The sequence below is a fragment of the Leucobacter albus genome (assembly GCF_039528015.1).
GTDB classification, from domain to species: domain Bacteria; phylum Actinomycetota; class Actinomycetes; order Actinomycetales; family Microbacteriaceae; genus Leucobacter; species Leucobacter albus.
Genome location: NZ_BAAAKZ010000003.1, coordinates 151,516 through 174,507, shown reverse-complemented (window position 1 = coordinate 174,507; position 22,992 = coordinate 151,516). Strand labels below are relative to the sequence as shown.

Genomic DNA, 22,992 nt, shown 5'->3' with positions numbered 1-22,992 from the left:
TCCCTGTCGAAAAGAGTGTGGTTACTGACCCTTGAAGTAGTCGGGGTAGCCGTCGGTGACGACGTTGTGCACGGTGATGTCGCCCGCGACAATCGCCGCCTTGAGCTCCTCGATCTTCGCGAGCGTCTCGGGCGCGATGGCATCCTTCGTGAATTCGAAGTCGGTGAGGCCAACCGCGTCTTCCTTCAGCCCGAAGGTGATCGTCTTGCCGCCGGGGAACGAGCCAGCGGCGTAGTCTGCGACGACGCTCTCGACCGCGAGATCTGCGCGCTTGAGCACGCTCGTGAGCACGTTGCCCGGCGCAACACCATCCTGGTTGTCATCGACGCCGATCGCGTAGCGGCCCGCATCTTGCGCCGCCTGAATCACGCCGGCCCCGGTGCCGCCCGCGACAGCGTAGACGATGTCTGCGCCCTGCTCGAACATCGACTGCGCCAGCTGCTGGCCCTTCGCCGGGTCGGCGAAATCGTTCGAGTATGCGGTGAGCACCTCGACCTCGGGGTCGACCGCCTTTGCCCCCTCGATGAAGCCGACGAGGAACTTGTCGATGCCGACGCTCGATGCGCCACCGATGACGCCGAGCACCTTCTCTGGGTTGATGTTCGGGTCGCTCGTGTTCGTCGTCTGGAGCGCGGCGAGGGCGCCCGCGAGGTACGACCCCTCCTGCTCCTGGAACAGCACCGAGGCGACGTTGTCGCCCTCCGACTCAGCGTTGAAGATCACCCAGTTGCTGTCGGGGAAGTCTGCGGCAACCTTGCCGATGACCTCGTTGTGCGAGAACTCGAGGTCGACGACGAGGTTGATGCCCGCCTGGCCTGCGCGGCGAAGCAGTTGCTCGCCCTGGCCAACGATGTCTTCCGACTCGATGGTGCTGCCGTTGAGCCCGGTGCTCTCGAGCACCCGCTTGTAGCCGACGTTCGCGAGATCGTTGTACGACTGGTCGCCGAGGCCGCCCTGAGCGACAACGAGTGCGACCTTGTCGCCGGCGGCGCCGCCTGCGTCGCCGCCCGAGCTACTCGGGGCGCACGCCGTCAGCGCGATGAGCGTAGCCGCCACCGGTGCGCAAAGCAGTAGTCGAGTTCTGTTCATGTGATCCTCCATTGGATGGGTGAGTGAGAGTGACGCGGTACAGGTAGTGAGTGCCGAGGTAGCGTGCCCTGACGTGCTCGAGCAGCTGGCCTGAGGAGTCGCGGGAGTGCCGATCCACCTCGATCAGCGCAGCACCAGGGTCGACAGCGAGCTGCTCGGCCTCGAGCGGCTCCGCGTTGATCGCGCGCAGCGTCTCCTCGCCGGCGGCGAGCTGCAGGCCCGCCTCGCGCAGCGCGCGGTAGAACGAGAAGTCTGGCTGGGCTGCGGCCACCTCGGTGAGGTCGGCCTTCTGCGCGACGTGCTCGGGCACGATGAGGCGCTGCAGCCCGACGGGCGTGCCGCCAACCGTGCGCAGACGCTCGATCATGACGATGGGAAACGACACGGGAAAGGCCGAGCTCGGGCGCTGCGGCGCGTCTGGGGCGAACACCGCGTAGTCGAGCAGCACGCTGCCCGGGCGCAGGCCGAGGTTGCCGATGTGCTCGCTGAAGCTGCCGAGCTCGGGGAGATTGCGCTCCATCGGGCGCGATCGCACGAACGTGCCCTTGCCCTGGCGGCGCGAGACGAGGCCGCGGTCAACGAGCAGTTCGAACGCCTTGAGAATGGTGGCGCGCGACAGGTTGTTCTCAGCCGCGAGCGTTGGCTCGCTCGGGAGTTTCGTGCCCGGAGCGAGGTTCGCTCCCACAATGTGGGCCTCGAGCGCGTTGGCCAGCTGCATGTACAGCGGTGGCGCGCCGCGCGTGTTATCGAGCTCAAACAGCATCTTTGCCTCCTGGGCGAAACCCAACTTATCCGGTTGTCCGGACAAGTATATGCCCAGAGCGGCGGCGCGCAAATCGATTCGGGAAATTTCCCAGCTTTCCGGTCTCGCCTGGCTAAGCTGGCGATGTGCATACCTCAACTGCTTTGCTCACCGATCACTACGAGCTCACCATGGTCGACGCCGCACTCAAGGCCGGCACCGCCAACCGCAACAGCGTGTTCGAACTCTTCGCCCGCAGGCTCTCGGGTGCCCGCCGCTACGGCGTCGTCGCCGGCACTGGCAGGCTCCTCGAAGCCATCGCAGACTTCAGGTTTGGCGACGCCGAGCTCGAGTTTCTGCGCGCTAACAGCGTCGTCGGCCAAGACACGATCGATTGGCTCGCGAACTACAGGTTCACCGGCGACATCTGGGGCTACCCCGAGGGCGAGGTCTTCTTCCCCGGGTCGCCCCTCGTGACCGTCGAGGCGAGCTTCGCCGAGGGCGTCATTCTCGAAACGCTGGCGCTCAGCATCATGAACTACGACTCCGCTGTCGCAACGGCCGCCTCGCGCATGGTCTACGCCGCGAGCGGAAAGCCGCTCGCCGAGATGGGGTCGCGCCGCACGGGAGAACGCAGCGCAGTTGCGGCCGCCCGCGCGGCCTACGTCGCGGGCTTCAGCGCGACATCAAACCTCGAAGCTGGCCGCAGCTACGGCATCCCAACAATGGGCACCGCAGCCCACTCGTTCACGCTGCTGCACGACAGCGAGCGCGAGGCCTTTGCAGCACAGGTTGCCGCGTTCGGGCCCGACACGACACTCCTCGTCGACACCTACGACACCGAGCAGGGGGTGCGCACCGCCGTCGAGGTTGCCGGCACCGGGCTCGGGGCCGTGCGCATCGACTCCGGCGACCTGCCCGTCGTTGTCGTCGAGGTGCGCGAGTTGCTCGACTCGCTCGGCGCGACAAACACCCGCATTACCGTCACCAACGACCTCGACGAGCACACCGTCGCCGCCCTCGCGGCCTCTCCGGTCGACTCATTCGGCGTCGGCACCTCGGTCGTTGTCGGCTCCGGGAGCCCCACAATGGGCATGGTCTACAAGCTCGTCGCGCGCGAAGACGACAATGGCGAGTGGGTCTCTGTCGCGAAAAAGAGCGCAGACAAGGCCTCCGTCGGTGGGCGCAAGAGCGTGCGGCGCCTGCTCAACGCGCGCGGCGCAGCCCGTGCCGAGCTCATCTACCTCGGCGACGGCCCCGGCGGTGAGGCCGAGGGCGCCGAGGTGGCCGATTCGAGCCGCGAAATTCTCGAGCCGCTCGTCGTCGGCGGCGAGATTCAGCAGCAATACGTCGGAAGCGACGGCATCGAGCTGGCCCGCAAGCGGCACCGTTCGAGCGTCGCGGAGCTCCCCCGCGTCGCCATGAGCCTCACCCGCGGCGACCCCGCGATTCCCACGGAGTACCGCTAGGGGTGACCCCGGAGCGCCTGGGGGCGCCTGGGGGCGCCTGGGGGCACCTGGGGCGGCCCGCTGCGCTCGCACTGGGATCTGCACAAGATAGGCCAGATCGGGCGGGAATGGGCCGTGGTTCGGCCGATCGCCTATCGAAGAGCGTGCGCTCCGGGGTGGCGCCCCGGGCAAGCACGTAAGTAGGGCCGTAAGCGGGGCCGTAAGCGGGGCCGTGAGCAGCGCCGGGTTAGCGCGAGAAGCCCCCTACTTCTTCATGCGCTCGTAGACTTTCTTGCAGTCGGGGCACACGGGAAAGCGCTCGGGGTCGCGCGACGGCGTCCACTTCTTGCCGCACAGGGCGCGCACGGGCTTGCCCGTCACCGCCGACTCGACGATCTTGTCTTTGGGCACGTAGTGTGAGAAGCGCTCGTGGTCGCCGTCTTCAATCTGCGAATCCTCGAGCAGCTTCTCGAGCTCACGGTCCATGACGTCGAGGCCGCCGCCGGTCTCTGGTTCGTTACGCGAGAAAATACCCATGCCAGGCATTCTACCCTCTCAGGCCCGCCGCGCCCACCGCCCGTCGCGCCCGGCACCCGCCTAGTCGAAGATCTGCGTCACCGCGAGAATCTCGGGGCCCTGGCGATCGAAGATCTTCCCGCCGATGGCGACGCCGCCGAGCAGCACCACTGCCCCGAAACCAATACCGAAGACGAGCGCCCACATATTACCGATGAATGACACGTCGGCAATCGCCGCTGCAGACACCCACACGGGCGCCACCGACAGCACGAGGGCGACGAGCATCGAGACAGTCTGCGACGTGCCCGAGCCCGAGCCCGACCACTGCGGCTGCACGAACGGGCTGTCACCCGGCCGCGTCGCCGGGTATGGCATGAGCGCTGAGAACACGCTCGCCACTCCGGTCGCGATGCAGAGCACCCCGATGTTCATGCCGATCACGGCGGGCAGCACCCGCCAGTCACCCATGAATGTCACCGTGACGCTCGAGCCGATAATTGCCGCGGGCACGCCAAACAGCAGCGCGGGGGCGAGCCTGCCCGCGCGATCCGCCCAGCCGCGAATGCCGCTCGCGACATGCTCCCAGATCGCCGTAGAATCCATCGCAATGTCGTTGTGCTGCGACCACCCGAGCAACAGCATGAAGATCGGCAGCGGCAGCGCGGCAGCGAGCATCACGTCGGCACCGGCGACGAGGAAAGCCACGACGATCGCCACCGGAGCGATGGGCATTGCGATGAGCGCAATTCTGTAGCGGGGGTCGCGCTGCCAGTAGGTGAGCTGTCTGGCCGCGATGACGGGAGCAGGCCGCGCAGGGAAGCGCTCAAACCACCCGAGCCCGCGCCTGGCGCTCAGCACGTCGCGCGGGCGTTCGATCGAGTTCAGCGAACGCGCCACGATTGCAAACCACGCGATCGCGAGCACGACCGCGACCCCACCGACGACTGCGAGCCGCATCATTGCGGCAGCCGTATCGCCCGAGCCGGCCTCGCCGATCGCGGCGAACGCCGCACCGAACGGCGTCCACGCGACCACGCCCGCGGCGTCGACGAGCACCTGGTTGGTGTCGGAGCGCAGGCTCTCGGCGATGACGAACACGAGCAACGGCAGCAGCGCAATGCACAGCACCCCGCCCGACAGCCTGAGCCCGCCGGCAAAGCGCTCGCCGACGAGCAGCTGCGACAGCCCCGCGCCAACGCGCACGGCGACAACCGCAAACAGCGCGGCGAGCACGAGCGCGGCGACCGCGAGGCCACCGGCCGCCCGCCACTCCGGGCGCGCGAAATACATTGCAACGAGCCAGGCGACGAGCACCACAAACGACCAACTGACGACGGTCGTCACGAGCATCGACCAGGCAACCTTGCCGGCGCCCGCGGGAAACAGTGAGAACTGCCGCGGCGCAAGATTGCGCCTGCTGTCGAACAGCGGCACGAAGAAGGCGCCCGCGAGCACGACGCCGCCGACCAAGATATCAAGCACGTTGCGCAGCTCGCCCGGCTCGGTGAGCCAGGCGACGGCGAACGGCGTCACCGCGGCAGCGCCGACGCACACAAGCAGCCCGAGAGTCACCCTGACCGCGCGCCCAAACGAGCCCCGAAACAGGCCCCCGGCGAGCGCTACTCGGAGTCTGAAGAGCCGTGCAACCACTGCAGCCCCTTCTGCGTCTCGTCGACGCCGGTGAGCGCACGGAAGCGGTCTTCGAGGCTCACGCCGTCGCGCACGGCGTCGACCGTGCCCTGCGCGATGACGGAGCCGTCGACAATAATCACGACGTGGTCGCACACGCGCTGAATGAGTTCGAGGCTGTGGCTCGACATCACGACGCTGCCGCCGCCCGCGACGTACTTCTCGAGAATGTCGGTGACGTTCGCGGCCGAAACAGGGTCAATCGCCTCAAACGGCTCGTCGAGCACGAGCACGCCTGGCGCGTGAATCATCGAGCAGGCGAGCGCGATCTTCTTCTGCATGCCCGCCGAGTAGTCAGACACGAGCCGGTCGAGCGCAGATTCGAGGCCGAACGCCTCCGCGAGTTCACCGCTGCGCTTTGCGACCTCGGCCTCTGCGACGCCGTGCAGCACGCCCGAGTAATACAGCAGCTGTGCGCCGGTTAGCCGGTCGAACAGTCGCAACCGGTCGGGCAGCGTGCCGATGAGCCGCTTCGCCGCGGCGCCGTCTGCCCACACGTCGACATCGCCGACGGCGACGCGACCGGAGCTCGGGCGGAGCAGCCCGCTGATCATCGAGAGGGTTGTCGTCTTGCCCGCGCCGTTCGGGCCAACGACGCCCGTGAGCGAACCGGCGTGCACCTCGAACGAGACCTCGTTCGCGGCAACCGTCGCACCGAACACCTTCGTGAGCATTTCCGTGCGCAGCACCACGGGGTTCTGCTCGGCGATGCGGCCGCGCTCGCGGGCGCGCACGACCGACGGCGTCGGCACCTCAATGCGGCCTCGCGCCGGCGCTGCGTGAGACTCAGGGGCCGCCTCAGCCGCGGGCGCTACGGGCGCCGCGGCTGCACCCTCGGGCGCGGCGCTGCGGGTGCGCCTTGCGCGCGACGCCGCGACGGGCATCGCGATAGTGTCGTCGCCGGGCGTGGCGGCGGCAGCTTCGGGTGACGACGGCGGATCCGCGGGCGCTGCAGCAGGCGTTGCGGCCGGCGGAACAGCAGCACCGAACCCCGTGCCCGGAAGTGATTCGGACGGCGATGGCGGGGTTTCTGGCAGCACCCCCCTAACTTATCAAATGAATCGCCGCCCGCGAGCATGCTGCGGAGCACAGGCGAACGCGGCAAGATAGACACTGTGAAAGCATCCGAACATCATCACGGCGGAAACCGTGGCTCCGCGTGGTCTTCGCTCTGGCTGCTGACGAAGCGCGACCTGAAGGTGCGCTACTCCACGTCGGTGCTCGGCTACCTCTGGTCGGTGCTTGACCCGCTGCTCATGAGCGTCATCTACTGGTTCGTGTTCACGCAGGTGTTCGATCGCTCGGTCGGCGAACAGCCCTACATCGTGTTTTTGCTCGCGGCGCTGCTGCCGTGGATGTGGATCAATGGCTCCCTCACCGACGCGACGCGCGCGTTCTTGCGCGATGTCAGGCTCGTGCGTTCGGTCGCGCTGCCGCGCTGGATCTGGGTGGGGCGCATCGTAGCTTCCAAGGGCATCGAGTTTCTCCTGAGCATTCCGGTGCTCGTGCTGTTCGCGGTGTTCTCGGGCGCGCGGGTCTCGTGGGAGCTCGTGCTGTTCCCGCTCGGCATCGTGCTCCTCGCGACCCTCACGCTCGGCCTGAGCCTGATCATCGCGCCGCTCGTCGTGTACTTTCGTGACCTCGAGCGCGCGGTGAAGCTGATTCTGCGCGTGCTGTTCTACGCCTCGCCGATCATCTACGGCGCTGCAGACCTCCCGGAGTTTGCACAGCCACTCGCCTGGCTCAACCCGCTCTCCGGCATCTTCGGCCTGTTTCGCGCCGGCTTCTTCCCTAGCCAGCTCGATTGGGGCCTCGTCGCGGCGGCGGCTGCCATCTCGCTGCTCGCGCTCGCGCTCGGCCAGTGGGTGTTCCGCCGTTCTATCGGCGGCGTATTGAAGGAAATTTGACCCGAATGAGCAACGAAGTTCCCATCATCTCCGTGACAGACCTCGGCGTGCGGTTCAAGCGCAATCGAAGCTCGAGGCGCAGTTTCAAAGACCTCTTCGCCGGCGGCGCGCGCCGCACGAGGCCCGGTGAGTTCTGGGCGCTACGAAACGTGTCGTTTGACGTTGCCCCAGGCGAGGCGATCGGCGTCGTCGGCCGCAACGGCCAGGGTAAGTCAACCCTGCTCAAGCTCGTTGCCGGCGTGCTGCTGCCCGACGAGGGCAAGGTCAGCGTGCACGGTGGCGTCGCCCCGCTCATCGAGCTCACCGGAGGCTTCGTCGGCGACCTCACGGTGCGCGACAATGTCTGGCTCACTGCCGGGCTGCACGGCCTCTCGAAACGCGAGATCGCGGAGCAGTTTGACGAGATCATTGGCTTCGCCGAGGCCGAAGCTGTCGTTGACACCCCGTTCAAGCACCTGTCGAGCGGCATGAAGGTGCGCGTCGCGTTCGCCGTCGTGTCGCAGCTCGACGAGCCGGTGCTCATCGTCGACGAGGTGCTCGCCGTCGGCGACAAGGCGTTTCGCGCGAAGTGCTACCGCCGCATCGACGAGCTGCTCGCCGAGGGCAAGACGCTCTTCCTCGTCTCGCACAACGAGCGCGACCTCAGGCGGTTCTGCACCCGCGGCCTCTACCTCGACAAGGGTGCGCTCGCTCTCGATGCCGACATCGACACGGTGCTGGAGCGCTACAGCAAGGAGCACCCCGCATAGCGCGGTGCCCGGCTAGCCAGCGGCGCCCGGCTAGTTGGCCGCCTTCGCCGAGCGCTCGGCATCGGCGCGCGCCAGCAGCTCGTCGATAGCGGCGTGAAAGCGCTTGGTCGGCGCACCCGGTGAGGTGTCGCCGAAGTACCTCGTCGACCACTCGCCGAGCCGCTCGCGCGCGCCCTCGTCGCCGATCACCCGGTCGAGCACCGCGGCGATATCGGGCGTCTGCGACGCGTCGAGCCACTCGCACACCGACAGGTAGCCGCCCTCATCGACTTCAGCCTCGGCGGCGGCCGGGCGGGTCACCATGAGCGGCCGCCCGGTCGCGAGCCGGTCGTAGATCATCGCCGAAATATCGCAGATCGCAACGTCGGGCTGCAGCAGCTGCCACCCGAGAGTCGGCGCTGTGTCGTACACGTGCTGGGCGGCAGCATCGGCCTGGTTCGCCGCGGCGAGCATCGCGATGATGCGCTCGTTCGCGGCGCCAAACTCGGGGCTCACGACACCGGAGCGCGGGTGCGGCCGGTACACTACGCGGTGGCGGCCAGTCGCGATCAGCTGGCGCACGAGCTCCTCGCCGTGGGTGAGCACCGAGCCGTAGAACGCGGCGGGCCGGTCGCCCTCCCACGTCGGCGCGTACAGCACGACCGTGCGCTCGTCTGGTGTGTAGGCTGGCTCGCCCGACAGGTGGTCGGTTTGCGGCCTGCCGATTGCGAGCGTGCGGGTGTTCACGTCGTAGTTCCACAGCGCCTTCGACAGCCTGGCACGCGCCGCGTCACCGGCAACGAAGGCGTAGTCGTACGCCTTGTGCTGGTTGCTCGTCATGTACATCTTGTCGCTCTCGCCGTGATTGACGAAGACGTGCCAACGCTCGCCGTAGCGCATCATCTGGAAGTTTCTCGTGTTTTGGTTCACGTAGAGCATCACGTCGAGCTGCTGCGTCTCGATGAAGTTCTCGATGCTCGTGACCTTCGGCACGAAGGCGACGTCGAGGCCGCTCTCGCGCATGAGCTGCAGCGCGCCAGCCGCGTTGCGGGCGAGCACGACAACGGGCTGGGTCTTCGACAGCTCGACGAGCGGGGCATACCACTGCCGCATCTGATAGATATTCACGTCACTGTCGGCGAAGTAGACGCCCACCCGGTAGCGCTGTTCGGGGAGATCCCCGCGCTCCGCGAGCAGCGCCTTGAGCTCGAAGAACGCGCGCCGCCCCTTCAACACGCGCTTGGCAAGCTTCACCGCGCGTTTGCTGTCCTTCACAATCTGCATCCCACCAGAATACCCGGCGCCCGCGGGGCAGGCGCTCCGAGGCGAAAACCGGCCACGCGCCAAGCGCCGCGCGGCGAAGCCAAAGCCCGCTGTGGGAAGATCGTGGCGTGACTGATTCGCCCCTCCCGCCCCTCCCCGCGCTCCCCGCGGTGAGCTATGTGATGCCAGTGCTCAACGAAGAAGGCTTCCTAGCCCGCGCGGTGGAGGCCGTGCTCGCCCAGGCCTACGACGGCGAGAAAGAGCTCGTGCTGGCGCTCGGCCCATCGCGCGACCGCAGCACGCAGATCGCCGAAGGCATCGCTGCAGCAGACCCCCGGGTGCGCCTCGTCGACAACCCCGAACGCGACATCCCTGCGGGTTTGAACCGGGCCATCCGGGCGAGCACGCACCCCGTCGTGATTCGCGTCGACGCCCACTCAGAGCTCACGCCCGACTACACCGCGCGGGGCGTGCAGGCGCTGCGAGACACGGGCGCGGCGAACGTTGGCGGCGTGATGCGCGCCGCCGGCACCTCGCCGGTGCAGCGGGCGATCGCCCGCGGCTACAACAGCCCGTACGGCCTCGGCGGCGGCGCCTATCACGGCGACGGCACGCCGGGGCCGGCGGAGTCGGCCTACCTCGGCATTTTTCGCCGCGAGGCGATCGACGCGGTCGGCGGGTACGACCCCGGCATCCTCCGCGGCGAAGACTGGGAGCTGAACCTGCGCATGCGCCGCGCCGGCTACACGGTGTGGTTCGAACCGGCGCTCGGCGTGACGTACTGGCCCCGCGCGAGCTTCGGCGACCTCGCGAAGCAGTTCTTCGCGACGGGCACCTGGCGGGCGGTGCTCGTGCGCAAGTACGGTCGCGCGAACCCGTGGCGGTTCTTTGCGCCGGGCACGCTCGTCGTGTCGCTCGCCGCGTCGCTCGTGGTAATGCTCCTGCTGCTCACATCAGTGCTGCCGTGGGGCTGGTGGGCGCTCGGGCTCGCCCCGCTCGCGACCTACGCGCTCGCGATCGCGTTCGCGGTGTGGCGTATCCCGGAGCAGCGCGGCGCCCGCGACCGCCTGCTCACCGCGGCGGCGCTCGTGACGATGCACACGTGCTGGGGTGCGGGCTTTCTTCGCGGCATCACACTCGGCGGCGGCCGCGTGGTGGATCGCTCGCGCGCGTAGCCCGCGCGCTGCCCACAGAGCGCGGCCCACAGAGCGCTGCCCACAGAGCGCGGCCCACAGAGCGCGGCCCTGAACGAACCGCCAGTAAACGCCACCCTCAGAGCGCGCCGAGCTCGGTGAGCCGGTCGACAACCCTGGCGGCGGCGCGCCCATCGTCGTGCGGGGTGAACGTTGCCCGCCAGGCGGCGTAGCGGTCGCGGTGCTCGGCGATCCACCCGGCGGCATTGCCCTGCTCGCTCAGCTCGCGGGCGCGCGCGACAACCTGCTCGCGGCGCTCGAGCAGCGGCCCCGGCGCCAGCGCCTCGAAATCGAACGTGAAGCCGCGCTCGCTATCGCGGTAGCTCGCAAGGTCTGGCACGAAGAACGCGAGCGGCACCCCGGCAACCGCGGCGTCAAACATCAGCGACGAGTAGTCGGTGACCACGAGATCGGCCGCGAGAATGACGTCGTTGATATCGGGGTGCGTTGACGCGTCAATCACCCGCGGATCCACTCGGAGGTAGCCCCCGAACGCGTGCGTGCGCGTGTGCCCGCGAGCCACAACGACCCAGTCGTCGCCGAGCTCTGCCGCGAGCGCGTTCACGTCGAGATCGTCGACGACGCTCGTGCCGCGGTCGCGCCACGTCGGCGCGTAGGCGAGCACGAGCTTGCCGTCGGGCACGCCGAGCGCGAGCCGAGCCGTCTGCGCGTCGATCGGGTTGCGGGAGCCGCCGAGATCTGCCCGCGCCAGCCTGTCGTCGCGCGGGTACCCGGTCTCAATGATCTCGCCGTCGAAGGCGTAACTGCGCCGAAACTGCTCGGTGGAGTGCGGGTTCTGCGACAGCATCAGACTCCACCGCCGGCTCTCGCGGCGAATCGCCAATCGCGTGCGCAGCGACACGTTCGGGCGGCCGAGTGCGAGGTGCTTGAGCATGGTGCCGTGCCAGGTCTGCAGCACGGTCTGCCCGGCGGCGCGCCTGAAGCTGTAACGCAGCCAGTCGTTCACGACGACGAGCTTCGCCCCGCGCCGCGCCGCGAACCACTCGCGCCCGCCAACGAGCAGCGGCGTCGCCCCCGCCGGAACGCGCTGAGACTCGCTCGTCACGCTCCAGTAGCGCGCAAGGCCCGGCTCGCGCGACGCGATCTCGCGGTCGATCGCGAGCGGGTTGCAGCTCACCTGGCGGCCGTAGAAGCTCTCGAAGAACACGCCGCCCGGGGGCACGAGCTCCGCGGCGGGGAGCCCGAGGCGGTCAATCGCCGCGAGCACGCGCGCGGCCGAGTTGCCGTCGCGGTGCGGGTGGAAGCGTGCCGCGAGCGCACGCGCGGCACGCACCGATTCGCGCTTAGCCGGGGTGGCCTCGGTGAGCACCCCGGTGAGCAGCTCGCTGACGCCTGCCCAGGTTCGCTCGATCGGCGTCGCCGCCGTCACCTCGAGCGCCTCGTAGAGCCCGCGCGTGCGCGAGTACTCGTCGAGGTCGGGCGCAAACCACAGGATCGGCCGCTCGAGCAGCGAGAAATCGACCGCGATTGAGGAAAAGTCAGTGATGACGGCGTCAAAGGCGCCGAGGAGCGGGGTGATATCGCGCGCAAGTTCGCTGCCGAAGAGGTGGATCCGCGGGCCAGCCGCAGCACCGTACTCCCCCTCGCCCAGCGGGTGCGAGCGAATCACGAGGCGCGAGCCCGTGGCCGCAAGCGCCTCGTTGAGCCCGGCGACCTCGGCCGGCGTCGGTATCGCGGGGTCGGGGGCGCCGTCGCGCCAGGTCGGGGCGTAGAGCACGAGCTTCTCGCGCTGCGCGATCGCCGGCGCGCCCTGCGCCTCGAGCGCCGCCGCGACCGTGTCTCGCGCCGCTGCGGCGAGCGCGGGCTCGAGCGCCTGCCTCGCGAGCGCGTCGTCGCGCGGATCGCCGAGCACCAGCACCTTGCCCGGGGCGACGCGAAATGCCGAACGGAGCCGCTCGGCAGCCGTCACCGAACCAGCAATGTACAGGCTCACCTGCTTCGTGCCGCGCTCGTACATGCGTTTGAGCAGGCCGCGCACGATCGCAGGGCCGCGCACCGCGGTGGTGACGGGCGAATCGAGGTGGATGCGTTTGAGCGGGGCACCGTGCCAGAGCTGCACGACGGCGCCGCCGAACACCCCAAAGCGGTTCACATCGCCGAGCCCGTGCGTGACGACGAGCGTGCCAGCGCGCAGCGTCGCCCAGTACCCGTGCCGGCTCGCGCGACGGATCGGGGTGAAGCCCTCGGCGGCCGCGAGGTCGCGCTCCGCGTCGGTTGCGACGAGCCACGCGATGGGCGCGTCTGGCCGGTCGCGCCTGAGCTGCCTGGCGAGCGCGAGGGCGCCCTCGCCGACGCCGACGCCGCTGCCAAACACCCAGCGCTCGCTTGCGCGCGGCACGAAGAACGCGAGCACCCACGACAGTGCGTACTTGGGTATGGCTAGGAGCTTGGCGAGGTTGCCACTCGCGAAGTGGAATCGGCTGGTATTCATGTGACTCTAACTGTAGAACACGAAAGCGGGCACCGTTTCGGGTGCCCGCTTTCGTGAGAGAGAAGAGGGTGTTACCAGTCGAGCGTGCCGAGCTTCGCCTCAACCTGACCCGCGACACCCTGCCGGGTGTAGTCGATCGTCACCTCGCTGTCGCCAGCGTGCATGCGAATCAGCGCCGAGACTGAGGTGCCGTCGGCGGCCGGAACACCGTCGACCGCGGTAATCACGTCGCCGACCTTCAGGCCCGCGTTTGCCGCGGCACCGCCGCGCACGATTTCCTTGATGAGCCCGCCCGCGTGGTTTGCATCTTCGTCATCGTCGAGGCTCGAATCTGCCACGCTCGCGCCGAGCATGCCGTGGCTCGGCTTCTCCCCCGCGATGATCTCGTCGGCAACCCGCGTTGCGAGATCTGCTGGGATAGCGAAGCCGAGGCCCGCGCTCGAGGCGTTGCCCTCGGTCGCCCCGGGTGACGCGATCGCGACGTTGATGCCGATGAGCTCGGCGCGCGCGTTCAGCAACGCTCCGCCGGAGTTACCCGGGTTGATCGACGCATCGGTCTGCACCACAGGCAGTGTGACCTGCCCGCCGGTCTGCTGCTGGGTCTCGGGCTCGCCCGGGCGGTCAAACCTGAAGTCCCACGGGAAGCCGCCGCCACCGTCTTGTTCACCCTCGCCGCCCTGATCTTCCTGGCCCTCTTGGCTCGGGTCTTGTGGAATCAGCGCGCTGCCTACCGAGATGCCGCGGTTCAGCGCGCTCACGACGCCACTCGTCACCGTGTTCGAGAGACTCATCGGCGCTCCGATCGCGACGGCCAGGTCGCCGACGTTGACCTTGCTCGAGTCTGCGACCGCGATCGGGGTGAGGTTCTCGGCCTCGACCTTCACGACCGCGATGTCTGAGTAGGGCGCGACGCCCACAAGCTTGCCCTCGAAGACGCGCCCATCGCTGTGCTTCACGCGAATGCGCGGGTCTGCGGCCGCGCCGTCGAGCGTGACCACGTGAGCGTTCGTGATGATGTAGCCGTCTTCGCTGTAAATGACCCCAGAGCCCGAGCCCGCCTCGGTCTGCGATTCGACCGAGATGGTGACGACGCTGGGGGTGCCCACGGCCGCGACACCCGAGATTTCTGTCGCGGTCTCAGGGTTGTTCAGCGTCACGGTGCCCGGCTGTTGCGAGACCTGGCCGCCCTTCGGCGCGGCATTCGCCATCACCAGCGAGGAGACGCCGCCGCCGACGATGCCACCAATGAGCGCAGCAACGGCGAGACCCGCGAGGAACGTTCCGGTCGAGTGGCCGCGCTTCGTCGTGGCTGGCTTGCCCTGCGGGCCGGGGTGGCCCGCAAACTGCTGACCAGCGTGGCTCTGGCCGGGCTGCGCCTGGCCAGGGTGCTGGTCGCCGGGCAGCGGCTGGCCGGGCAGCGGCTGGCCGAACGCGTCGTGCAGCGGCACCGTCGGGTGGTCGTGCGTGCCCTGTTGGTACGGTGCCTGCTGCTCCCGCGACTGTTGCCTCGCCCCGAGATTCGTCGGCACACCGGGGAGCCCATTCGCGGGCACACCGGGGAGCCCGTTCGCGGGCACACCGGGGAGCCCGTTCGCGGGCACACCGACCTCCGGGGTCTGCGCTGCCGGGGCCGGCGTGGAGCCGGGCGCCGGGTAGCCGCCCAGCTCGCCAGCAGAGGGGTTCGGCTGCGGCGCATCCTGCCGCGCATCGTCGTGCTGGCTCGGGCCCTGGCCGTCTTCCGGCCCTGTGGGCGTCGCACCCGCTGACGGGGGCAAAGTATTCTCAGCCATCGTGGCTCCTCTCTCGATGACTCAAGCATTCCGGTTGAACCTATGAAAATCATTTGGGAACGCTGCAGAGCGACTGGAGATCCGAAAACCTGTCGCCCCGCTCGCACCCGCCGCGCGCCATGCTGACGCCCCGCATTCACGCCAAGAGCGCGCGCTTTCGCCGCATCCCGAGGAGCCCAAGGCACAGCCCGCCGACCCCAGCGACCGCGACGCCGAGCGATATGTACCCTTCTCGCGAGGCCCAAGGCGCCGGGCCGACCGCGCCCGTTGCCGCGAGCTCGCCAACAACCTGAGCGGTCTCATCGGGCACCCCAAAGTCATCGCACCACTCAACAAACTTGCCGGCGATCTCTGGCGCCTGGTCTTCATCGAACAAACATGCTCGTACAGCCACCCACCCCTGCACTGCGTCTGGCACAACAAACGGCGGGGCCTGCTCCCAGGTGTCGGGCGCCGAAAGCGCCACGCGCACCTCGCCAATTTCGCGGGCGGCCGCGGGTGGGTCTGGCTGCTGCGTTGGGCGGCTGTCGAGCTGATAGAAGGTCAGCCGAATGACGGGGCGCAGCCGCTCGCCGGTTTCGTCGCGGAGCCACTCCCCGCCGAGCAGCGTGGCACGCACCCTGTCGATCAGTTCCCGGCTGTCAGGGCTCACTGAGTGCTGCACGAGGCGCGTCTCCCAACGCAGTTCGGTTGGCACGATCTGACGTTCCGTGAGCACCCCGAAGCGGTCTGCGAACACCGCACCAAGCTCGAGAACTTCTGAGGCACGAATCTCGTCGCTCTGCCGCTCTTCAGCGATCGACCACACCCAGTAGTAGTACCCAGCGGCGGCGCCAGCCAGCGCGAGCTCCGCCTCGTAATCGCCGGGGCCGCGCGAAATGTCGAGCGTCGCGCGCGCCGCGATCGGCGCGTCGGTGGGGGCGAAGTCCGTCTCGGCCTGTGGCTCGGCGAAGGGCCCAAACAGCACCCCGTCTGCGAGCAGCGGGAGCGGCTCGACCTCGTCTCCCCGAGTCGGCCAGCGCCCCTCTGCAACCCCAACGCTCACGCGGTCACGAAACACGCCCTCTGCCCCGGTCACGATCTCCTCAGGAACCTGCGTGCCGAGCGTCGGCGCAAAGCGCGCATCGAACGTCGCGACGACCGGCGCCAGTTCACCCCGGTTCTCGCCCACGACGGGCGTGACGCCTGCTCCCAGCCGCTGTTCGGCGTGCTGGGTTGAAGGGTGCACAATGAGTTCGGCGGGCCAGTACTTTTCGGCAAGCGCCCAGTCGGCGCGAATTGTCACGTCGTTGAAGCGTTGCCAGGCCGGCTCGTGCGGCGTCGCCGACCACTCGACGGTGCCGGGTTTACCGTTCGCCACGGTCAGCTCCGTCTCACCGCCGGCGAACACGCCACCCTCAATTGTGAGCGCCGTGGTGCCCGCCGGGTAGCTCACCGTGCCGTTGCCGTGCTCGTCGACGCTGTCGAGCTTCAGCTCCCCCTCCGGGAATGCGTTGCCTGGCCCGAGCGCTTGTGTTCGCGCCTCAGCCGCTAGCCGTTTGCCCGCTTCAATGTGCGGAGCGCCGCCATGGCTGCGAAACATCTCGTACTTGCCTTCGATCCACCCCTCATTGCCCGGGCCGCGGCGAAGCTCCCACAGCGCGATTTGCACCGCGACCGCGCGCTGCTGATCTTGAGTGTCGCCGTGCTCCGCGAGCACCCAGTTCAGCTGCCTGAGCACCTCACCCGAGGCGGGGGCCGTGGTGACCTGCCCCCGCCACCCCCACTGATCGTCGACCCAAATCGAATAGCCCGGCAGCTCGGTGACCCGCACGGGCTCGAGTTGATCGCTGAGCGGCGCCTGCGCCCCGGGTTCAAGGCAATAGGCGAGCGACCCGTCGGCGAGCCCGAAGCCGCCGATCTCATAGGTTCCGAACTTAAACATCCCTTCGAGCGACGCGGCCTGGGCGCTCGTCACTGCAGCAGGGAGCATGAGCGGTGCCGCGAGTAAGGCGGCGAGTACGCGGCGACGCGCCCGCCCGCGGCGCGTTGGTGTGGTGACAGTCATCGGTGAAAGCCTCTCGTGTCGTGGTAGCTGGGCTGCCAGCATGCACGCGAACCGGCACGACTGGCGCGGCCTCTCCACAGGCGCAAATCGCCGCCGATTGGCGCACCACACAAATCGGTGCTAGAGTAAATTCTTGTGCCGCGGGGTGGAGCAGTTCGGTAGCTCGCCGGGCTCATAACCCGGAGGTCGTAGGTTCAAATCCTGCCCCCGCAACCAGAGATTGGCCCCTGATCAGGAATTTATTCCAGATCAGGGGCCTTTCGCTTTTCGCCAAACGCCCACCAACCCCGGCGCCCCGGCTGCGGCACCCAGCGTCGATCCGGCCGGCCCGGCCGCCCCGAAGCCGCGAAGGCGCTCTCGGGCAGCCCGGCCTAGCGCCGGGTTCGCCCACCCACCATCATTGAATTTCTCAACGCTTCGGCCGCTGTGGACAACGCTTCGGCCGCCGCGAGCAACGCCTCCGCTCGACGCCATGCCCCGGGCCCAGCGCCACCGGGCAACACGCCCCGGGCACCACCGGGCAACACGCCCCAGGCACCACCGGGTTCGCGCCCCTCAGCCACGCCCTGTACAGTAGTAACTACGCCGCGGGGTGGAGCAGTTCGGTAGCTCGCCGGGCTCATAACCCGGAGGTCGTAGGTTCAAATCCTGCCCCCGCAACCACGAGAAAGGCCTTTGGCCCGGAAGCATTTCCGAGCCAAGGGCCTTTCGCCTTCCCGCAGCCAGCGGCGCAGTGCCCGCCCAGGGGAATCTCACTGCCAGGAGGGTCGACGCTTCCGTGGCGATCGCGAGGCGGCCCCAGAGACCGAGCTTCGCTACCCGACGGTCAGCGCATACCCCAACTGTCGACGCGACCCTGTAGGCTGGCAACTTCCCCGTGGGTGCACAACACCAGATGCGCGACACGTCTTGCACTACTAAGATCTCGGTCGAGATTCCTGCTATAGCCACCCAAACGAGGGCCCAACAGCCCCGCACGCTCCGCCCGCCGCGGCCGTAGATAGGCAATCTGCCGTCAATCGCATCAGATCGGCGACACGGAGGCTAGCTTGTGCAGATCACCGGGCTACCGCAGACAATATCGGCCGCGCAGGGGCTATCTTGTGCAGATCACCGGGTTACCGCAGACCAGAACGACGGCGCAGCCGAGAGCCCCCGCCTACTTCTTCTTCGCGCGCAGCGTCTTGAACAGCATCTGCCCGAGCACGAACGCGAGCAGCAGCGAGAATGCGACGTTCGAGGCGAACGGCGTGATCTTTGTGGCGAGCACAGACCCGAGCGGCGACAGCACGCTCGCCGCGATGCCGAGCACGAGCGCGCTGCGCAGGTCGACGTTGCGGCGGCGGAAATTGCCGAGCGTGCCCGAGATCGAGCCCGGAATGAGCATGATGAGCGAGGTACCCTTCGCAACCAGGTCGTTCGAGCCGAAGAAGAACATGAGCGCCGGCACGACGATCACGCCCCCGCCGACACCCAGCAGGCCAGAGAGCACGCCGGTGACGAGGCCGAGCGCGACAAGGCCCACCCCGATCCACACGGTCATTTCGATCTCGGCCTCGCGCTGCGGCACGACGAACCACAGGCTCACGACGATGCCCAGCAGAAACACCATGAAGAGCCACCGCAGAAAGCCCGTCGGCACTTTCGCGAGCAGGTAACTGCCGATCTGCGCGCCGACGACAATACCGACGGCAAGCAGCACCGCAGCGATCCAATCGACGTTGCCCTGCACAGCGTAGCCAATACCGCCGACAACGGCCGCTGGCAGAATCGCGGCGACGGAGGTGCCTGCCGCGAGGCGTTGCTGGTAGCCGAGGAAGATCGTGAGCAGCGGAACGAGCACCACGCCGCCGCCAATGCCGAAGAGGCCGGAGAGCATTCCGGTGAGCGCGCCGAGCAGCGCGAGCACCAAGATCGAGGGGCGGGGCAGGTCAAAATCAGTCGAAGTCATCAGGGCCTTTCAGTGTGTTCGTGGGTGCGAGGGGCGGATCCGCGGATCTGCAGCCCGCTATCCCGTTGCAGCCACGACGATCGCCGAACCGTCGGAGCGCGGATCGCTCGCCGCGGTGTACCCGATGGCACCCTCGTCATCGCGATCAATTCTTACGACATTGGAGTGCCCGAGCGACTCGTCGCGGGAGGGCACCGTCACGAGCGCGAACCCCGCCGCCTGGATGGCGGCCCTCGCGCTCTCTGGCACATCGGCCTCCGCGACAACGCTCGCCTGGGTGTCTCCGGTAACCTCCTCGACCATCCAGCGCGGGGCGTGGGTGGCGCTCGCAGGCTCCTCCCCCGCCAACATGCGCTGCAGCAGGTGCGTGTGCACCTGCGGCTGGGCGGCGCCGCCCATCGTGGCTGGCACGTACCTGAGGTCGTCGCCGTCGAGCACCATCACGGGCATCAGCGTGTGCCGCGGGCGCTTGCCCGGGGCGAAGGCGTTTGGCGACTCGGGGTCGAGTGAGAACGAGGTGCCGCGGTTCTGAAAGATGATGCCGGTCTCTGGCTCCAAAATGTAGGAGCCGAAATCCCAGTAGACAGAGTTAATGAACGACACGGCCCAGCCGTCGGCGCTCACCGCCGAGAACCCGACGGTGTCGCCGCTCGCCTTCGCATCGCCCCGAATCGGCCGGTCAGGGGCCGCCGCCGCGACGAGCTGCTCGCCGGTTGCGCCGTCGAAGGTCGGGTCAGACAGGAGCTGGGTGCGCACCAGGTTGCTCTCGTAGAACGCGCGAGCGAGTTCGCCCGCACCCGCGCCGAGCGGGTCTTCGATGCCGTCGGTGATCGCGTTCAGGGCGCGCAGGAACATAAACCCTGAGGTGTTCGGCGGGCCGGTCAGTACGCGCAGGCCGCGAAACTCAGTCTCGATCGGCTCGTCCCAGAAGGGCCGGTATGCGGCCGTGTCGGCCACCGTGATCTTGGAGCCGCGCGCCGCAAGGCCGGCCACCCACGAGCTGGCGAGGTCGCCCGAGTAGAAGGCATCGGGGCCGCCCTCGGCGAGCTGCTGTAGCGAACGTGCGAGCGCGGGCTGCACGAGCTGCTCCCCCTCGGCGAGCGGGGCGCCGTTCGGGTAAAACACCTCTCTGGCGCCGGGGTCCCGCGAGAACTCGGGCTGGGCTGCCCGCAGCTCGCGGGCGACCGAGCGGGAGTTCGGAAAGCCGTCGCGAGCGAACGCTATCGCTGGCTCGAGGTGCTGCGCCCAGGTTCGGGATCCGCCGAGCTCGTGCAGTGCCTCCCACCCACGCACGCCACCCGGCACCGTCACCGTGTCGATTCCGCGCAGCGGCAGGGCGTCGCCGTGCCGCTCGCGGAGCGCTTCGAGGCTCTGCCCGGCCGGTGCGGTGCCCGTGGCGTTCAAGAAGCGGATCTTGCCATCTGGGCTGCGGACAATGGCGACCAGGTCGCCACCGAGCGCAACGTTGTTGGGGTAGACGACGCAGAGCGTTGCCGCCGCGGTGATCGCGGCATCGATGGCGTTGCCACCCGCGCGCAGCACCGCCGCGCCCGCCTCGGTGGCGAGGTGGTGCGAGGTCGAAATCGCTCCGAGAGGTGCGGCGGTCATATACCTGTCTCCTGATCTGCCGATGGCTGGGTGGTTGGCGCTCCGGGTGCCGGTTCGGCGCCCTGTTTGCCGGCGATCGCAATCTGCGCGGCGATATCGAGCACGTGTGCGCGTGCCTCGGCCTCGGCGAGGTCGCCGTCGCCCGCGGCAATCGCCTCGAAAATGCGCCGGTGCGCCGCGCTCGACACCTGCCGCCGCTCGCGGGTCTGGTATCGGCTGCCGCGGCTCGGCGCGATCTGCTGCGCGATCTGCTCGTTGATGAGCTCGAGCAGCGGGTTGTGCGTGTACTGGGCGATGGACTGGTGGAAGGCGCGGTCGAGCTCTGCGTAGCGCTCCTTCGTCGTGTCTTTCTCCATTGCCTCGACAAGCTCGCGCAGCTGGGCGAGGTCGCGCGGTGTCGCCCGCCCCGCCGTGATTCTGGCTATCGGCGGCTCGACTATCGCGCGCAACTCCATAATGTCGCGAATCTGGGCGTCGGCAGCATTCACCGCCTCCCCGATGCGGTCGGCGAGGCCCGTGCGCTCCCCCGGGCCAAGCACGACCGTGCCGCGACCCGGCTTGCGGTCGATCAACCCGCGGTTCTCGAGCTCCCGCAGGGCCTCGCGAATCGACACGCGCGAGACCCCCAGGTGCTCGGCGAGCGCGCGCTCAGGGGGCAGCCGGTCACCTGGCGACAGCTCGCCGTCGAGAATGAGTCGCTCGAGATCAACCGAGAGGCGGTCGGGCAGCGACAGCGTCGTCGCGGGCTTCATGGAGTTCCAGTCCATCGCCGTTCCTTTCGTTCGCTAGTGGGTTTCGCAGCTCGCCGAAGCGCCAACTCCTCGAAACTATCGGGTTTTCGCTGGCGCCCCGCCGCAATTGACGGATCGCGTCACGGCAGTGTATATTTGCGAATCGTTCGGGAAGTTGGTCTGACCAACTGCTCATTAGCCTACACCGAACGCCATCACATTCGATACCCGCTGAGCCCGGCCCTCACGCCACACGCGCGAACACGGCACGGCCCTGCCCGTATGCCCATGGAGAATCAATGACGAAACCCCGCCCAGCCAACACGGCCGCGTCAGGCGCGCCCGAGCCGCCACCGCACCCCGGAACCGGGGTGACAAGCGCACTCGGCATAGTGGTCGACGACGCCAAGCCAAGCGGGCTGCTGACGCTCTCGGGCGTAGAGATGTGGGAGCGCTTCAGCTTCTACGGGCTCCAGGTGCTGCTCGCCTACTACCTCTACTACTCGCTGAGCGAGGGAGGGCTCGGCCTCCCCCAGCCCGTCGCTCTCGGCATCGCCGGCGCGTATGGCGGGCTCGTCTACATTGCGCAGATTGTCGGCGCGTGGGTGGCTGACCGCGTGCTCGCACCGAAATACGTCGTGCTCGTCGGCGGGTCTGCGATTCTCGCCGGCCACATCATGCTCGCCGTCGTGCCCGGCCTTGCCGGCCTGGTGATCGGCCTCGCGCTTATTGTCATCGGCACCGGCGGGTTGAAGGTCAACACGACGATGATGGTCGGCGAGCTGTACCCTAACGGCGGCCCGCGACGCGACGCCGGGTACTCGATCTACTACATGGGCATCACCCTCGGCGCCTTCGCCGGGCCGCTCGTCACCGGCTGGCTCAACCAGGCGTGGGGCTTCCATATCGCCTTCGGCGCCGCCGCGGCGGGAATGGCGCTCGGGCTCGGCCAGTACATCTTCGGCATGCGTCGGCTCCCCGCGAGCACCGGCAGAGTGCCCAACCCGCTGCCCCCGGCAGAACGGATGCGGTGGGTCATCATCGCAGCGGTCGCCATCGTCGCAATCGCCCTCGCCGTCGCGTTCGGGCTCGTTCGGCCAGACAACATCAGCAACGTCGTCGCGCTCGTCGTGCTCGCGGCAACACTCGGGTTGTTCACGATGCTGCTCACGAACAAGAAGGTCACCGCGCCCGAGCGGCGCGCGGTCGTACGCTATGTACCGATCTTCCTCATGAGCCTGGTGTTCTGGACGCTGCTGTTCCAGCTGTTCACGGCCTTTGCCGTCTTTGCCGACACCAAGATCAACCTCACCGTCGGGTCGCTGACAATGCCGCCCTCGCTCATCGTGACGCTCGAGAGCCTCGCCGTTGCCGCGATCACCGCCCTGCTCGCTGTGCTGTGGACCCGCAGTCGCGCTTCGCGCATGCGGCCCGTCACAAAGCTCGTCGTCGGCGTCATCGCCATGTCTGTCGGCGCGGCCGTCATCGTCCCCTTCGGTCTGAGCGCCGGCCAGTCGATGCCGCTCGTCATCGCGCTGCTGGTGATGGTGTTCTTTGCGCTGGGCGAGTCGTTGTTTGCACCGGCGGCCCTCTCGTTCACCGCCGAGCTCGCACCCAAGGCGGCGAACTCGCAGATGACCGCACTCTACTTCCTCACAATGGCCGGCGGTTCGACCTTCGCTGGGTGGATCTCGCAGTCGTACCGCGAGGGTGCTGAGGCGCAGTACTTCGGCATCGTCGCAATCGTGTCGTTCGCACTCATCGCTGGCCTCGGTGTCGCCTACAGGTTCGTGGAGCGCGCAACGCTCAAACGGTAGAACCGCTCGTAACAGCCA

The 22,992-nt window shown here is 68.2% G+C and carries 17 protein-coding genes and 2 tRNA genes; 7 read left to right on the top strand and 12 right to left on the bottom strand.

Annotated features, from left to right (window positions below):
• Positions 1 to 21: 21 nt before the first annotated feature.
• Positions 22 to 1,089 (bottom strand): BMP family lipoprotein, encoded by a 1,068-nt coding sequence (locus ABD115_RS04435; protein WP_343958620.1) that lies wholly within the window; start codon positions 1,087 to 1,089, stop codon positions 22 to 24.
• Positions 1,013 to 1,852 (bottom strand): GntR family transcriptional regulator, encoded by an 840-nt coding sequence (locus tag ABD115_RS04430; RefSeq protein WP_343958618.1) that lies wholly within the window; start codon positions 1,850 to 1,852, stop codon positions 1,013 to 1,015. Before ABD115_RS04430 ends, ABD115_RS04435 begins: the two co-directional genes overlap by 77 nt.
• A gap of 125 nt (positions 1,853 to 1,977) precedes the next feature.
• On the opposite strand from ABD115_RS04430, the gene ABD115_RS04425 reads away from it, so the two are divergent.
• Entirely contained in the window at positions 1,978 to 3,300 is a 1,323-nt protein-coding gene (locus ABD115_RS04425; RefSeq protein ID WP_343958616.1) for a nicotinate phosphoribosyltransferase, read from the top strand.
• Between the two features lie 243 nt (positions 3,301 to 3,543).
• Here the strand turns inward: ABD115_RS04425 and ABD115_RS04420 are convergent, their stop codons facing one another.
• Genes ABD115_RS04420 through ABD115_RS04410 form a run of 3 tightly spaced genes read right to left on the bottom strand, consistent with a single transcriptional unit; the run spans position 3,544 to position 6,527 of the window.
• Positions 3,544 to 3,816 carry a DUF3039 domain-containing protein gene (locus ABD115_RS04420; protein ID WP_343958614.1) on the bottom strand — a complete coding sequence of 91 codons (273 nt, stop codon included), beginning with the start codon at positions 3,814 to 3,816 and terminating at the stop codon, positions 3,544 to 3,546.
• Between the two features lie 60 nt (positions 3,817 to 3,876).
• On the bottom strand, positions 3,877 to 5,448 hold the full coding sequence (locus ABD115_RS04415) for a hypothetical protein (protein WP_343958612.1): 1,572 nt from the start codon (positions 5,446 to 5,448) through the stop codon (positions 3,877 to 3,879).
• A complete protein-coding gene (locus ABD115_RS04410) occupies positions 5,418 to 6,527 on the bottom strand; it encodes an ABC transporter ATP-binding protein (protein ID WP_343958609.1) in 1,110 nt (369 codons plus the stop codon). The genes ABD115_RS04415 and ABD115_RS04410 overlap by 31 nt, the downstream gene beginning before the upstream one ends.
• Before the next feature lie 75 nt (positions 6,528 to 6,602).
• Between ABD115_RS04410 and ABD115_RS04405 the strand changes: the two genes are divergently transcribed.
• Both ABD115_RS04405 and ABD115_RS04400 read left to right on the top strand, forming a co-directional pair.
• Positions 6,603 to 7,394, top strand: a complete 792-nt coding sequence (locus ABD115_RS04405; protein WP_343958607.1) for an ABC transporter permease — start codon at positions 6,603 to 6,605, stop codon at positions 7,392 to 7,394.
• A gap of 5 nt (positions 7,395 to 7,399) precedes the next feature.
• Positions 7,400 to 8,143, top strand: a complete 744-nt coding sequence (locus ABD115_RS04400; RefSeq protein WP_343958605.1) for an ABC transporter ATP-binding protein — start codon at positions 7,400 to 7,402, stop codon at positions 8,141 to 8,143.
• A 30-nt stretch (positions 8,144 to 8,173) separates the two neighbouring features.
• On the opposite strand, the gene ABD115_RS04395 is transcribed toward ABD115_RS04400, so the two are convergent.
• Positions 8,174 to 9,406: a CDP-glycerol glycerophosphotransferase family protein gene (locus tag ABD115_RS04395; RefSeq protein ID WP_343958602.1), complete on the bottom strand. Its 1,233-nt coding sequence runs from the start codon at positions 9,404 to 9,406 to the stop codon at positions 8,174 to 8,176.
• A 107-nt stretch (positions 9,407 to 9,513) separates the two neighbouring features.
• Between ABD115_RS04395 and ABD115_RS04390 the strand changes: the two genes are divergently transcribed.
• Entirely contained in the window at positions 9,514 to 10,560 is a 1,047-nt protein-coding gene (locus ABD115_RS04390; protein ID WP_343958600.1) for a glycosyltransferase family 2 protein, read from the top strand.
• Between the two features lie 97 nt (positions 10,561 to 10,657).
• On the opposite strand, the gene ABD115_RS04385 is transcribed toward ABD115_RS04390, so the two are convergent.
• The 3 genes from ABD115_RS04385 to ABD115_RS04375 all read right to left on the bottom strand — a co-directional run bounded on the left by ABD115_RS04385 (position 10,658) and on the right by ABD115_RS04375 (position 16,867).
• Positions 10,658 to 13,030, bottom strand: coding sequence for a CDP-glycerol glycerophosphotransferase family protein (locus tag ABD115_RS04385; RefSeq protein WP_343958598.1), 2,373 nt, complete (start codon positions 13,028 to 13,030; stop codon positions 10,658 to 10,660).
• Between the two features lie 71 nt (positions 13,031 to 13,101).
• Positions 13,102 to 14,820, bottom strand: coding sequence for a S1C family serine protease (locus ABD115_RS04380; protein ID WP_343958596.1), 1,719 nt, complete (start codon positions 14,818 to 14,820; stop codon positions 13,102 to 13,104).
• 136 nt (positions 14,821 to 14,956) lie between these two features.
• Positions 14,957 to 16,867 (bottom strand): hypothetical protein, encoded by a 1,911-nt coding sequence (locus tag ABD115_RS04375; protein ID WP_343958594.1) that lies wholly within the window; start codon positions 16,865 to 16,867, stop codon positions 14,957 to 14,959.
• A 139-nt stretch (positions 16,868 to 17,006) separates the two neighbouring features.
• Here ABD115_RS04375 and ABD115_RS04370 point away from each other — a divergent pair.
• A tRNA-Met gene (locus ABD115_RS04370) sits at positions 17,007 to 17,083 on the top strand.
• A 370-nt stretch (positions 17,084 to 17,453) separates the two neighbouring features.
• A tRNA-Met gene (locus tag ABD115_RS04365) sits at positions 17,454 to 17,530 on the top strand.
• 496 nt (positions 17,531 to 18,026) lie between these two features.
• On the opposite strand, the gene ABD115_RS04360 is transcribed toward ABD115_RS04365, so the two are convergent.
• Genes ABD115_RS04360 through ABD115_RS04350 form a run of 3 tightly spaced genes read right to left on the bottom strand, consistent with a single transcriptional unit; the run spans position 18,027 to position 21,193 of the window.
• Positions 18,027 to 18,818: a sulfite exporter TauE/SafE family protein gene (locus ABD115_RS04360; protein ID WP_343958592.1), complete on the bottom strand. Its 792-nt coding sequence runs from the start codon at positions 18,816 to 18,818 to the stop codon at positions 18,027 to 18,029.
• 57 nt (positions 18,819 to 18,875) lie between these two features.
• Positions 18,876 to 20,426: a gamma-glutamyltransferase family protein gene (locus ABD115_RS04355; RefSeq protein WP_343958590.1), complete on the bottom strand. Its 1,551-nt coding sequence runs from the start codon at positions 20,424 to 20,426 to the stop codon at positions 18,876 to 18,878.
• Positions 20,423 to 21,193 (bottom strand): FadR/GntR family transcriptional regulator, encoded by a 771-nt coding sequence (locus ABD115_RS04350; protein WP_343958588.1) that lies wholly within the window; start codon positions 21,191 to 21,193, stop codon positions 20,423 to 20,425. Before ABD115_RS04350 ends, ABD115_RS04355 begins: the two co-directional genes overlap by 4 nt.
• A 263-nt stretch (positions 21,194 to 21,456) precedes the next feature.
• Here ABD115_RS04350 and ABD115_RS04345 point away from each other — a divergent pair, with 263 nt between their 5' ends.
• Positions 21,457 to 22,974, top strand: coding sequence for a peptide MFS transporter (locus ABD115_RS04345; RefSeq protein ID WP_343958586.1), 1,518 nt, complete (start codon positions 21,457 to 21,459; stop codon positions 22,972 to 22,974).
• Positions 22,975 to 22,992 lie beyond the last annotated feature (18 nt).

What these genes read in the sequence shown, in the direction of transcription:
- ABD115_RS04380 (WP_343958596.1), bottom strand. Translation starts at nt 14,820, where the DNA reads ATGGCTGAGAATACTTTGCCCCCGTCAGCGGGTGCGACGCCCACAGGG.
- ABD115_RS04385 (WP_343958598.1), bottom strand. Translation starts at nt 13,030, where the DNA reads ATGAATACCAGCCGATTCCACTTCGCGAGTGGCAACCTCGCCAAGCTC.
- ABD115_RS04420 (WP_343958614.1), bottom strand. Translation starts at nt 3,816, where the DNA reads ATGGGTATTTTCTCGCGTAACGAACCAGAGACCGGCGGCGGCCTCGAC.
- ABD115_RS04355 (WP_343958590.1), bottom strand. Translation starts at nt 20,426, where the DNA reads ATGACCGCCGCACCTCTCGGAGCGATTTCGACCTCGCACCACCTCGCC.
- ABD115_RS04395 (WP_343958602.1), bottom strand. Translation starts at nt 9,406, where the DNA reads ATGCAGATTGTGAAGGACAGCAAACGCGCGGTGAAGCTTGCCAAGCGC.
- ABD115_RS04345 (WP_343958586.1), top strand. Translation starts at nt 21,457, where the DNA reads ATGACGAAACCCCGCCCAGCCAACACGGCCGCGTCAGGCGCGCCCGAG.
- ABD115_RS04375 (WP_343958594.1), bottom strand. Translation starts at nt 16,867, where the DNA reads ATGACTGTCACCACACCAACGCGCCGCGGGCGGGCGCGTCGCCGCGTA.
- ABD115_RS04360 (WP_343958592.1), bottom strand. Translation starts at nt 18,818, where the DNA reads ATGACTTCGACTGATTTTGACCTGCCCCGCCCCTCGATCTTGGTGCTC.
- ABD115_RS04350 (WP_343958588.1), bottom strand. Translation starts at nt 21,193, where the DNA reads ATGGACTGGAACTCCATGAAGCCCGCGACGACGCTGTCGCTGCCCGAC.
- ABD115_RS04400 (WP_343958605.1), top strand. Translation starts at nt 7,400, where the DNA reads ATGAGCAACGAAGTTCCCATCATCTCCGTGACAGACCTCGGCGTGCGG.
- ABD115_RS04430 (WP_343958618.1), bottom strand. Translation starts at nt 1,852, where the DNA reads ATGCTGTTTGAGCTCGATAACACGCGCGGCGCGCCACCGCTGTACATG.
- ABD115_RS04435 (WP_343958620.1), bottom strand. Translation starts at nt 1,089, where the DNA reads ATGAACAGAACTCGACTACTGCTTTGCGCACCGGTGGCGGCTACGCTC.